Source organism: Gracilibacillus salitolerans (genome assembly GCF_009650095.1).
Taxonomy (GTDB): Bacteria; Bacillota; Bacilli; order Bacillales; family Amphibacillaceae; genus Gracilibacillus; species Gracilibacillus salitolerans.
In genome coordinates this window covers 4,446,535-4,459,193 of record NZ_CP045915.1, presented here as the reverse complement: position 1 = coordinate 4,459,193, position 12,659 = coordinate 4,446,535, and the positions used below count along the sequence as shown (strand labels likewise).

The 12,659-nt window shown below is 37.1% G+C and carries 12 protein-coding genes; 10 read left to right on the top strand and 2 right to left on the bottom strand.

The window, feature by feature from the left end:
- Positions 1–21: 21 nt before the first annotated feature.
- Positions 22–783 (bottom strand): DeoR/GlpR family DNA-binding transcription regulator, encoded by a 762-nt coding sequence (locus tag GI584_RS20985; protein ID WP_100362401.1) that lies wholly within the window; start codon positions 781–783, stop codon positions 22–24.
- 276 nt (positions 784–1,059) lie between these two features.
- Between GI584_RS20985 and rpiB the strand changes: the two genes are divergently transcribed.
- From rpiB to GI584_RS20945, 8 genes are all read left to right on the top strand, one after another.
- The gene (rpiB, locus tag GI584_RS20980) at positions 1,060–1,518 is read left to right on the top strand and encodes a ribose 5-phosphate isomerase B (RefSeq protein WP_153792509.1); all 459 of its coding nucleotides are present in this window, start codon (positions 1,060–1,062) and stop codon (positions 1,516–1,518) included.
- A 37-nt stretch (positions 1,519–1,555) separates the two neighbouring features.
- The gene (glpX, locus tag GI584_RS20975; protein WP_153792508.1) at positions 1,556–2,506 is read left to right on the top strand and encodes a class II fructose-bisphosphatase; all 951 of its coding nucleotides are present in this window, start codon (positions 1,556–1,558) and stop codon (positions 2,504–2,506) included.
- 56 nt (positions 2,507–2,562) lie between these two features.
- Entirely contained in the window at positions 2,563–3,207 is a 645-nt protein-coding gene (gene fsa / locus GI584_RS20970) for a fructose-6-phosphate aldolase (protein WP_100358944.1), read from the top strand.
- 12 nt (positions 3,208–3,219) lie between these two features.
- A complete protein-coding gene (gene tkt / locus GI584_RS20965; RefSeq protein ID WP_153792507.1) occupies positions 3,220–5,220 on the top strand; it encodes a transketolase in 2,001 nt (666 codons plus the stop codon).
- Positions 5,221–5,606: 386 nt separating this feature from the next.
- Complete coding sequence (locus GI584_RS20960; protein ID WP_100358946.1) at positions 5,607–7,205, top strand: CTP synthase; 1,599 nt, start codon at positions 5,607–5,609, stop codon at positions 7,203–7,205.
- A gap of 254 nt (positions 7,206–7,459) precedes the next feature.
- Positions 7,460–7,819 carry a response regulator gene (locus tag GI584_RS20955; protein ID WP_100358947.1) on the top strand — a complete coding sequence of 120 codons (360 nt, stop codon included), beginning with the start codon at positions 7,460–7,462 and terminating at the stop codon, positions 7,817–7,819.
- A 181-nt stretch (positions 7,820–8,000) separates the two neighbouring features.
- Positions 8,001–8,855, top strand: a complete 855-nt coding sequence (gene fba, locus GI584_RS20950; protein WP_100358948.1) for a class II fructose-1,6-bisphosphate aldolase — start codon at positions 8,001–8,003, stop codon at positions 8,853–8,855.
- 367 nt (positions 8,856–9,222) lie between these two features.
- Positions 9,223–10,509, top strand: a complete 1,287-nt coding sequence (locus GI584_RS20945; RefSeq protein ID WP_153792506.1) for a UDP-N-acetylglucosamine 1-carboxyvinyltransferase — start codon at positions 9,223–9,225, stop codon at positions 10,507–10,509.
- A 102-nt stretch (positions 10,510–10,611) separates the two neighbouring features.
- Here the strand turns inward: GI584_RS20945 and GI584_RS20940 are convergent, their stop codons facing one another.
- Complete coding sequence (locus tag GI584_RS20940; protein ID WP_153792505.1) at positions 10,612–10,779, bottom strand: hypothetical protein; 168 nt, start codon at positions 10,777–10,779, stop codon at positions 10,612–10,614.
- A 162-nt stretch (positions 10,780–10,941) separates the two neighbouring features.
- On the opposite strand from GI584_RS20940, the gene rho reads away from it, so the two are divergent.
- Together rho and GI584_RS20930 are read left to right on the top strand one after the other, a co-directional pair.
- Positions 10,942–12,228 carry a transcription termination factor Rho gene (gene rho / locus GI584_RS20935; protein ID WP_100358950.1) on the top strand — a complete coding sequence of 429 codons (1,287 nt, stop codon included), beginning with the start codon at positions 10,942–10,944 and terminating at the stop codon, positions 12,226–12,228.
- Positions 12,229–12,360: 132 nt separating this feature from the next.
- Positions 12,361–12,606 carry a type B 50S ribosomal protein L31 gene (locus GI584_RS20930; protein ID WP_100358951.1) on the top strand — a complete coding sequence of 82 codons (246 nt, stop codon included), beginning with the start codon at positions 12,361–12,363 and terminating at the stop codon, positions 12,604–12,606.
- The last annotated feature ends 53 nt before the right edge of the window (positions 12,607–12,659 follow it).

The window sequence follows — 12,659 nt, the reverse complement described above, 5'->3', positions numbered from 1 at the left end:
TAATTTCATGTACCTAAAAGATTAAGCAATAAAATCGATACCGTTATTATGGAAAGTTTCCTTAAGTGTGTCGTCGATATCCTGGTCAGAAATAAAGACATCAATATCTTGTATATTGGCGAAGGATGCAATGGAGTTATCCCCAATTTTCGAATGATCTATTATAGCGACAACTTTTTCAACTTTACTAATTAACGCCTTTTTTAATTCCACTTCGTATACACTGAAATCTGTTAATCCTTCCTCTATAGTGAACCCTCTAGCGGATGTAAACATAGTATCGACGTGAATCTGGTTTAAGATACTAGTTCCAAAAGGACCTTCTAATGCCATAGATCCATTTCTTAGCATCCCCCCTAAAAGAATCACTGTGATTGCAGGGTTATCCCGCATTTCGATAGCCGCTGAAATCCCGTTTGTTAGTACCGTCAGACGAATATTTTGGTCTTTTAATAAACGGGCAATTTCCAATGCAGTTGTGCTAGCGTCCAAAAGGATACAGTCCTTATCATTGATGAAAGTCATTGCTGTTTTTGCTATGGCAATTTTACTTTCTTTATTTTTCTTTTCTCGAGCAGAAAATGTATTTTCTGCATTTATAGGAGAATCAAGAACAGCACCACCATGTGTTCTTGTGAGTAACCCTTTCTTTTCCATATTTGACAGGTCACTTCTCAAGGTGGCTTCTGATACGTTTAATATTTTAGATAGATCTTTTACAGTGACTCTTTTTTTATCTTGTAAAATCTCTAGGATAGCATTTCTTCGTTCAGTAGCAAACATTTTACTCAATATCATCACCCTTATTTAATTCTAAAGTTATTCAAGTCTTCCATAATTGTATCACATAATGAAAGTAAACGAAATTAATAACAAGTTTCGTTATTTATGCATTTGAAGGGAAAAATTAATATTTTTTGAAGTTTAGATTGATTACTATCTATTCAATAAAACTATTCGTTAATAAACGAAAATAAATAAAAAATAACATTGAAAAATAACAAAAAGTATAATAGAATAAATTCATAAACAATTAAAAACGAAAGGAGAAGAAAGATAATGAAAATAGCGGTTGGTAGTGATCATAATGGATTCGATTTGAAAGAAGAAATTAAAAAGTATTTAGATAGTGAAAAATATGAATTTATAGACTATGGATGTTATTCATGTGACGCGGTTGATTATCCAGATGTAGCTTTTCAAGTTGCTGAAGATGTAAGTGAAAATAAAGTGGATCGAGGTATTTTAATTTGCGGCACGGGTATTGGGGTGGCCATTGCTGCTTGTAAATACCCTGGTATCCGAGCTGCGCTTTGCCATGATACTTACTCTGCTGAAAGAGCTCAGCTAAGTAATAACGCGCAGATTTTGACAATGGGTGCGCAAATCATAGGGCCGGAGGTTGGTAAAAAAGTTGTAGCAGCATATCTAAATTCGTTTTGGGGTGGGGGATCAGAGAGAAAAGTAAACAAAATTACAAATAGAGAAAATGAGTTTATTGCCAAATCTTCAAAATAACCTTCTGTAGCTTAAGCAGGAAAGGGAGAGTAATATCTTGAAAAATTTAACATTTGATTTTCTGAAGGTGACGGAACAGGCTGCTATAGCTTCTTATCCTTGGGTAGGAAGCGGAGATAAATTAAAAGCGGATGGAGCTGCAACAAATGCAATGCGAGATACACTGAATCAAATTAATTTTAATGGCAGAATTGTTATAGGCGAAGGTGAACTAGATGATGCTCCCATGTTGTATATCGGAGAACAAGTAGGTACTGGCTTCGGAACCAAAGTGGATATTGCTGTTGACCCTATTGAAGGTACCACTTCAACCGTAAATGGTCAGGATAATGCGTTTACTGTAATTGCCGCAGCACCGAGGGGGGCATTGTTGCATGCGCCGGATATGTATATGGAGAAGTTAGTGGTAGGTGCAAAAGCGAAAGATAAAGTAGATATTAACGCCTCATTAACTGAAAATGTTCATACGGTGGCAAAAGCAAATGGTAAAAATATAAACGATGTTAAAGTATTAATTCAAAAAAGAGAACGTCATAATAAATGGATTGAAGAAATAAGAAATATTGGCGCCAAGGTCCATTTGTTTGATGAAGGAGATATCACGTATGCTGTTGCTACTTGTATAAAAGATCAAGAAATAGATTTATTCTATGGAATTGGCGGTGCTCCAGAAGGTGTAGTAGCTGCTGTTGCAGTGAAATGTTTAAATGGCGATATGCAGGCCCGGTTATTACCGCGATCGAGAAAAGAATACGATAGATGTGTTGAAATGGGACTAGAATATCCCGAAATTGCCTTAAGGCTTTCCGATTTAGTGAAATCAGAAGAATGTGTATTTACTGCAACGGGTATTACAGAAAATATTTTGCTTGATGGTATTAAAACGGACGCTGAATCAAATTATACTACGCACTCTTTAATTTTAAATGGTGAAAGTAAACAGTTAAGATATGTGAAATGCAAACACCCTAATCCACACGTAGCTTGAAAACCTTTAACTTTCTCATGATTTATTTGAAATTATAGCATTCGAGGAGGAGTATAATGAAATTTTTTCTTGATACTGCAAATATAGAAGAGATAAAAAGAGTAAATGAGTTGGGACTTGTGGATGGTATCACTACTAATCCATCTATTATTGCAAAAGAAGGTAGAGATTTTGAAGAAGTAATAAAAGAAATATGTGGTCTTGTAGATGGGCCGGTCAGTGCTGAAGTTATTGGGTTAGAAACGGAGGATATGTTGAAAGAAGCAAGGGAAATTGCAAAATGGTCTCCTAATGTAGTAGTTAAAATTCCGATGACAGAAGCAGGTTTGCGTGCAGTGAACAAGTTATCTGAGGAGGGAATCAAAACAAATGTTACTTTAATATTTTCTGCAGCTCAGGGTTTAATGGCATCAAAAGCTGGCGCGACATATATCAGTCCGTTTGTCGGAAGGATAGATGATATTGGAACAGAAGGGATTGCTTTAGTGAAAGAATTAAAAACAATATTAACGGAATACAAATATGAAACAGAAATTATAACTGCTAGTGTTCGTAATATCAACCATTTACAAGATGCTGCTGTTGCTGGTGCAGATATTGCAACAATTCCAGGTTCTTTATTCCCTAAGCTATGGACCCATCCATTAACAGATATAGGTATTAAGAAGTTTTTAGCTGATTGGGAAAATGTTCCTAAATAAGGAGTGAAAACAATGGCGTCGACTATTGATATCGATCAACTTACGATTAATACAATCAGAATGCTTTCGATTGATATGATAGAAAAAGCAAATTCTGGCCATCCTGGTTTGCCGATGGGAGCAGCACCAATGGCACATGTTTTATGGTCTAAGCAGTTAAAACACAATCCAGAAAATCCAAATTGGTTCAATCGTGACCGATTTATCCTATCTGCAGGACATGGATCTGCTTTGCTTTATAGCTTGTTACACCTTTACGGGTATGGCCTTTCCTTAGCTGAACTTAAAAATTTCAGGCAATGGGGAAGTAAAACTCCAGGACATCCGGAATATGGGCACACTTTAGGTGTGGAGGCTACAACAGGTCCACTGGGTCAAGGAATATCTATGGCAACTGGAATGGCTATGGCTGAAAGATTCCTTGCTGAGAAATATAACAAACAAAGCTATTCGGTCATTGATCATTTTACGTATTGTCTATGTAGTGATGGAGACTTGATGGAAGGTGTTTCACAGGAATCCGCTTCTTTAGCAGGACACTTAAAACTAGGGAAATTAATTGTATTTTATGATTCAAATGATATTTCGTTGGATGGTGATTTAGACCGCTCTTTTTCGGAAAATGTAGGAGCCAGGTATAAAGCATATAATTGGCAAGTATTAAATGTGGAAGATGGTAATGATCTAGAAGAAATAAACGAAGCAATATTATTAGCCAAACAAAATAGAAGAAAACCAACATTAATTGAAGTCAAAACAACAATAGGGTTTGGTTCTCCAAACAAAGGTGGTACTTCACAAGCACATGGTGTCCCGTTAGGAAAAAGTGAAATGAAATTGGTTAAAGAAAACTATGATTGGAAGTATAATGATCCTTTTACAATACCAAATGAAGTAAAAGAATTTTACCAACAACAGAAAGAAGAAGCACGAGAAAAAGAGGAAGAGTGGAACAGATTATGGGAAGCCTATCAGACAGCTTATCCAGTATTAGCTAATGAACTAAAAAATGCAATGAATGGTCAACTTCCGGAGAATTGGAATAAGCCCCTGCCATCATTCTTCTATTCTGATGTTATTTCAACTAGAGATGCATCTGGCAAAGTACTAAATGAAATTGCTCAACAAATACCATATTTTATTGGGGGTTCTGCCGATTTATCCGGATCAAATAAAACTAAAATAAATAATGAACAAGATTTTTCAGCAAATAGTTATACTGGTCGTAACATTTGGTTTGGTGTTAGAGAGTTTGCGATGGGGGCTGCATTAAATGGGATGGCTTTGCATGGTGGAGTAAATGTGTATGGTGGTACATTCTTTGTATTCTCGGACTATTTTCGTTCAGCGATAAGAACTTCTGCCTTAATGAAAGTGCCTGTTACTTATGTATTGACCCATGATAGTATCGCAGTGGGGGAAGATGGACCGACACATGAACCTGTAGAACACTTAGCTTCTTTCAGAGCTATGCCAAATCTATCGGTTATCCGCCCTGCAGATGGAAATGAAGTGAGAGCAGCATGGAAATTAGCAATAGAAAGTACTGATGGACCACATGCATTAGTATTAACTAGACAAAAGCTGCCAACTTTAACGAAATCATGGGAACAAGCGGAAGAAGGAGTATGTAAAGGGGCATATATAATTTCTGAACAGGAATCACCTGATGGGATATTGTTAGCAACAGGTTCAGAAGTTTCTTTAGCAATCATGGTGCAAAAAGCTCTTGCCAAAGATAATATTTATGCTTCCGTCCTCAGTATGCCTTCTTGGGATCGATTCGAACAACAACCTGAAGAGTATAAGAAAGAAGTTTTACCTGATCATTTAAGGGTACGATTAGCAGTTGAAATGGGCTCTTCTTTAGGTTGGCATAAATATGTTGGAGATAATGGAGATGTGGTAAGTATTGAAGAATTTGGCGCTTCAGGAGAAGGTGAAATAGTAGTAAAAGAGTACGGATTTACTGTAGAAAATATAGTCGATCGATTTAAGGCAATCATGAAATAAAAAATATCTATTAAAGTATACTTGACTTTCCACAAGCTTCTGAGTAAAATTTTTATTGGGCTCCATAATTTAATGGAAAATACACAGCGTTCCCCTGCTTAAGGGGAGCGCTTTTTATTTTTTAAAAGCAATTATGATTTATTATCTTTCAATGAAATTCTTTTCCAAAGGGGGGGATATGCGAGATTCCTGCGGGAAAGCGAGTGAATTCCCTGATGTCGGTTAAGCATTTTATCACGGTGCTAATCGTCCGAAAACCCCAACTGATGGAAGTCTCACTTTATTGGAGTGAACCAAATTTTTCATCAAGCTTAGTATGACTACTACCATAAAAACAGAATACTAAGCAAAAGATAGAACAATAACAAAAGAAAGAGGGATTCAGCGTGACGAAATATATCTTTGTAACTGGCGGTGTTGTTTCTTCCATTGGAAAAGGAATCACAGCAGCATCTCTAGGTCGACTTTTAAAAAACAGAGGACTAAAAGTAACCATTCAAAAGTTCGACCCCTACATCAATGTCGATCCGGGAACCATGAGTCCTTATCAACATGGTGAAGTTTTCGTAACAGATGACGGTGCTGAAACGGATCTGGATCTAGGTCACTATGAGCGATTTATCGACATCAACCTAAATCAATATAGTAACATTACAACAGGTAAAATCTACTCAACCGTTATCAAAAAAGAGCGTCGTGGTGATTATTTAGGTGGAACCGTCCAAGTAATTCCACATATCACGAACGAAATTAAAGATAAAGTATTCCAAGCTGGGAAGCAAACAAATGCAGATATCGTCATTACCGAAATTGGTGGTACTGTCGGTGATATTGAATCATTACCATTTATCGAAGCAATCCGTCAAATTAAAAGTGATATCGGCAAAGAAAATGTCATGTATATCCACTGTACGTTAGTTCCTTATATTAAAGCAGCAGGTGAATTAAAGACAAAGCCGACCCAACACAGTGTGAAAGAATTGCGCTCATTAGGTATTCAGCCTGATGTTATTGTATTACGTACAGAGCATGAAATCAGTCAGGAAATGAAAGAAAAAATCGCATTATTCTGTGATATCAATGAAAAGGCAGTTGTCGAATCAGGTGATGCTGATACCCTTTATCATATCCCGTTAGCAATGCAGGAGCAAAAACTGGATCAACTAACATGTGATCACTTTGGCTTAGACTGCGGACAGGCAGATATGACGGAATGGAATCAATTAGTAGAAAGAGTACTAAATCTTTCGAAAAAAATCAGAATAGGACTTGTAGGTAAATATGTGGAATTACCAGATGCATATATTTCCGTTGTGGAAGCATTAAAACATGCAGGATTTGCGCATGATGCAGATGTCGACGTGAAATGGATCAATGCAGAAGAAGTATGCGCTGATAATGTGGCAGCTGAATTAGCAGACGTTGATGGATTATTAGTACCAGGTGGCTTTGGTGATCGTGGTATTGAAGGTAAAATTGAATCAATCCGTTTTGCGCGCGAAAACAAATTACCTTTCTTAGGTATTTGCTTAGGTATGCAGCTTGCAACGGTTGAATTCGCACGTAATGTATTAGGATTAGATAATGCAAATTCAGCAGAAATTGATCCAAATACACCACATCCGATTATCGACCTTTTACCAGAGCAGAAAGATATTTCTGACCTTGGTGGAACGTTACGTTTAGGCTTATATCCGTGCCGTTTAAAAGAAGGAACGAAAACAAAAGATGCCTATAACCATGAAGATGTTGTATATGAACGACACCGTCATCGTTTTGAGTTTAATAATCAATATAGAGATCAAATGGAAGAAAACGGATTTGTGTTCTCAGGGACAAGCCCAGACGAAAAACTTGTGGAAACAATCGAACTAAGCGACCACCCATGGTTCGTCGCATCGCAATTCCACCCAGAGTTCAAATCCAGACCAACACGACCACAACAACTATTTAAAGGCTTTATCAACGCAGCCGTAAACAAATAATAGAGGAAGAGAAATCGTCATAGTACTTAACTATGGCGGTTTTTTTTCATAAAAAAAGAGTGAATTTTCTACTTTTCAGCTCAAAAAAAGAACAAATTTTATAAAAATACTACGAATATTGCAGGATTTTCGTCTATCATATCGAACTATAAGAAAAAGGGCTTATTAAAAAACGGACGCCAATTCGCAATTTATGACATTATAACCAAGCAGCTATAAATATAATTAGAAAAACATAAAGGAGCTGGCAGAACATGGACAAAACAGTATTAGTAGTTGATGATCAAATTGGTATTCGACTGTTACTAGAAGAAGTCATTCAGCAAGAGGGGTATAAAGTAGAGTTAGCTTTGAATGGAAAAGAAGCATTAGACAAAATTACGACTAATAAGCCTGATCTAATCATGTTAGATTATAAGTTACCAATAATTGATGGACCTACTTTAGTTAAAGAATTGGAAAAGGATAATCTTATTATCCCAACTATTATGATGAGTGGTTTGCCAGAAAAAGCAGAAGATGATGTACAAAATTTAAAATCTGTTAAGAAAACAATCGGGAAACCATTTCAATTAAATGACATTAGACAATTGGTGAAGAATATTTTGGAATAGATGATTAATTTTTCAATAGTCCTTGAGTAATTTTCAGAAATTTGACGAGGTAAGCGTTTTCTGTCGATTGTTTTGTTGCACCTTTTTGTCGGAATTGGTATTCTATTAATGGGTGCAATCTTTCGTAAGAAGATCGATTGTTGAATCAATTGTATATACATACCTTAAAGGAGGAGCAATTATGCCATTAGTTTCAATGAAAGAAATGCTTGAAACAGCCAATAAAAATCGTTATGCTGTAGGTCAATTTAATCTTAATAACCTAGAGTATGTACAAGCTATTCTTCAAGCAGCAGAAGAAGAAAAGTCACCAGTAATTCTTGGTGTATCTGAAGGCGCAGGGAAATACATGGGTGGGTTCAACGTAGTAGTAGCAATGGTAGAAGCGACAATGGAAGCACAAGGTACAACAGTGCCTGTAGCTATTCACTTAGATCACGGTTCAAGCTTTGAGTCTTGTGCAAAAGCAATTCATGCAGGTTTCACTTCTGTTATGATTGACGCTTCACATGATCCATTTGAGGAAAACATAGAAAAAACTTCTAAAGTAGTAGAACTTGCACACTTCCATGGTGTGTCTGTTGAAGCAGAACTTGGTACCGTTGGAGGTAATGAAGACGGTGTACAAGGTGGTATTATGTACGCAGATACTAACGAATGTAAAGAGCTAGTGGAACGTACTGGAATTGACTGTCTTGCACCAGCGTTAGGTTCTGTACACGGTCCTTATCAAGGGGAACCAAACTTAGGATTCAAAGAAATGGAAGAAATCAATACAGTAGCTGGTATTCCATTAGTACTTCACGGTGGAACTGGTATTCCGATTAAAGATATCCAAAAAGCAATTTCTTATGGTACATCTAAAATCAATGTAAATACAGAAAACCAAATCCAACAAACAAAAGTAGTTCGTGAAGTATTAGAAGCGAACCCAGAAATGATCGATCCACGTAAATACTTAGGACCAGGTCGTGACGCGATTAAAGATACAGTAATCGGAAAAATGCGCGAATTCGGTTCTTCAGGTAAAGCATAAAATCAATTGCAAGCCATACTCTTAAGTGAGTATGGTTTTTTTCTGCAGTAAAAAGGAAGAAGTGGATAGTAAAGTCCCGGAGTTGATAGTGAATCTCGAAAGTTGATAGTAAAGTACCCGGAGTTGATAGTAAATCTCCAAAAGTTGATAATAAAATCCCCTAGTTGATAGTAAAGAATACAAAAGTGGAATACTCCCTTGTTCTTCCTCTGTCCTAATCTTCTGTTTTAAATCGGTTGGAAATGAGATATAATGGTTTTAAGTTTGAATTTGATTACATAATTTTGGCAGGTATTGTGCAGACTATATTATGATATTAAATGATGCGAGTGGTTACAGGAATCCTTGAAAGTGAGGGAATAAAAATATGCAGAAGTTGCTTGTAGAGGGCGGTCATTTATTAAACGGAAAAGTTCGAATTAGTGGTGCGAAGAATAGTGCGGTAGCATTATTACCAGCAGCTATATTAGCGGATACAAAAGTGATTATTGAAGGTTTACCAGATATCTCGGATGTAGAAACACTAAGCTATCTATTGGAGGAAATAGGCGGTGAGGTAGAGCGCAAAGGACATACAGTACATATTGATCCTGCAGAGATGACAGCTATGCCACTGCCGAATGGACGAGTCAAAAAATTGAGAGCATCTTATTATTTTATGGGTGCTATGCTGGGACGTTTTAAAGAAGCGGTAATCGGTTTGCCTGGTGGCTGTTATTTGGGGCCGAGACCAATCGATCAGCATATCAAAGGCTTTGAGGCCCTTGGTGCAACTGTTACGAATGAACAAGGAGCAATTTATTTACGAGCAAAAGAACTAAAAGGTGCCCGGATTTATCTTGATGTTATCAGTGTCGGTGCAACCATCAATATTATGCTTGCAGCTGTGAAAGCAAAAGGACGTACGGTTATTGAAAACGCAGCGCGAGAGCCGGAAATTATCGATGTAGCCACCTTACTAACTAGTATGGGTGCGAAAATTAAAGGTGCAGGAACGGACGTTATTCGTATTGATGGTGTAGAGCAGTTAACTGGATGCATGCATACAATTATTCCCGATCGTATTGAAGCGGGTACCTATACGATAATGGCCGCTGCTCAGGGAGAAAAGGTATTAATTGATAACGTTATTCCCCAACACCTTGAACCACTCTTGGCCAAATTAAGAGAAATGGGTGTACATATTGAAGAAGGGGAAGAGCAATTGCTCATCCATAGAGGAGAAGGACTTAAAAGTGTTGATATCAAAACCCTTGTACATCCTGGTTTTCCGACGGATTTGCAGCAACCTTTTACAGCATTATTAACAAAAGCAGAAGGTACAGGGGTTGTCACAGATACCATTTACCAAGCGCGGTTTAAACATATCGATGAACTCCGAAGAATGAATGCTCAAATTAAAGTAGAAGGAAGTTCTGCCATTATCCAAGGCCCCACCACATTGGAAGGGGCAAAAGTAAAAGCAAGTGATTTGCGAGCGGGTGCTTCGCTTATTGTTGCAGGTCTGATGGCGAAGGGCATAACAGAAATTACAGGATTAGAGCATATTGATAGAGGTTATGCGAACCTAACCGAAAAATTAGCAGAACTCGGTGCACGAGTTTGGCGGGAAGAAATGACAGAAAAAGAGATACAACAATTTCAAAATTCCTAAAGTAAGAGAGACCGTGAAGTCTCTCTTTTTTTTTGAAAATATAAAATTCACATTAAATTTACAAAAAAATCACTTTTTCATAAAAATTAGTTGAATATATAGTTATAACCATGTACTATATAGAAAGAATATAATTAACTCATTTATACCAAGTAAGTGAGTTCTTCCAATATCATCCTGAAAACGTGCAAACGGTTTGGATGAAGGTGCTTCCATCTCATACTCTTCTTGAGATTTCAAGCGATCTCGGTGCTCCCATTGAGTTTCCATATATTGATTGACCCTTGATAGATATTACAAATGTATAATATAAAACGAAAGATCAATTCGTCACATTGATTAGATTCCCCACGTTTAAAAAATCTACAAACTGTTAATCTCGAAAATTAATTGAAGATGGAATATATAATAAAAAATAGGTGTGGTGATTTTGTGAGTGAAGTAACAATTTCAGAACTAGAACAAATGACATTAAAGGAACTCTATGCTAAAGCAAAAGAATTTAAAGTATCTTATTACGCAAAATTAACAAAAAAAGAACTAATATTTTCCATATTAAAAGCACAAGCAGAAAAAAGCGGTTATTTATTTATGGATGGTATTTTAGAAATCATCCCGACAGAAGGCTTCGGTTTCTTGCGTCCGATCAACTACTCGCCAAGTGCAGAGGATATTTATATTTCTGCATCACAAATCCGTCGTTTTGATTTACGTAATGGTGATAAAGTGTCCGGTAAAGTACGTCCACCAAAAGAAAATGAACGTTATTACGGATTATTACATGTTGATGCCGTCAATGGTGAGGATCCAGAAGCAGCGAAAGAACGTGTTCACTTCCCGGCTTTAACCCCATTATATCCTGATCGTTTGATGAATTTAGAAACGGATACAAAACTAATTTCGACAAGAATAATGGATTTGCTAACTCCTGTTGGTTATGGTCAGCGTGGCTTAATTGTCGCACCGCCTAAAGCAGGTAAAACGATGCTTCTTAAGCAAATCGCAAATAGTATTACCAAAAAACATCCGAACGCGAAGTTGATTATCCTCTTAGTGGACGAACGCCCAGAGGAAGTAACCGATATTGAGCGCTCCGTTGATGAGGATGTTGATGTTGTCAGCTCTACGTTTGACGAAGTGCCGGAAAATCATATTAAAGTAGCAGAATTAGTTTTAGAACGTGCGATGCGACTTGTCGAACACAAAAAGGATGTAGTAGTCCTTATGGATAGTATTACACGCCTTGCACGTGCATATAACCTTGTGATCCCACCAAGTGGTCGAACGTTATCCGGTGGTATTGACCCGGCTGCCTTCCATAGACCAAAACGCTTCTTCGGTGCTGCAAGAAATATTGAAGACGGCGGAAGCTTCACTATTCTAGCAACAGCCCTAGTAGAGACAGGTTCACGTATGGATGATGTAATCTATGAAGAATTTAAAGGTACAGGTAATATGGAATTACACTTGGATCGTAATTTGGCACAACGTCGTATTTTCCCTGCGATTGATATTTTACGCTCCAGTACAAGAAAAGAAGAATTGCTTGTATCGAAAAACCATCTGGAAAAAATGTGGGCGATTCGAAAAAGCATGCAGGATTCACCTGATTTCTTAGAGCGCTTCTTACGTAAGTTACGTTCAACGAAAAATAATGAGGAATTTTTATCCGTACTAGAAGAAGAAATGAAGCGTAAAGGTACGAAGAAAACAAGTTAATGATAGAAATTATAAAATTATCTTGCAAACAGTGCTTTGGGTTGTTATAATTCTTCTGTATGACGAAAATGCTCAACAAGCATGAATCTAACTCTGTTTCCTAAGGATTCAGGGCAAAAGGAGTGGACAGACATGAAAAAAGGAATTCATCCAGAATACCACAAAGTTGTATTTCTTGATACAAGCTCTGACTACAAATTTCTAGGCGGATCTACTACTTCATCTGAAGAGACAATTGAATGGGAAGATGGCAACACTTACCCATTAATCCGTGTGGAAATCAGCTCAGCTTCTCACCCGTTCTATACTGGTAAGCAAAAAGCTGACAAAGTCGGCGGTCGTGTTGACCGATTCAAGAAAAAATACAACCTTAGCTAATCGGTATTTTTTCATTGTACGAAGATATAATAGGATACTAATCCTTGAAACAG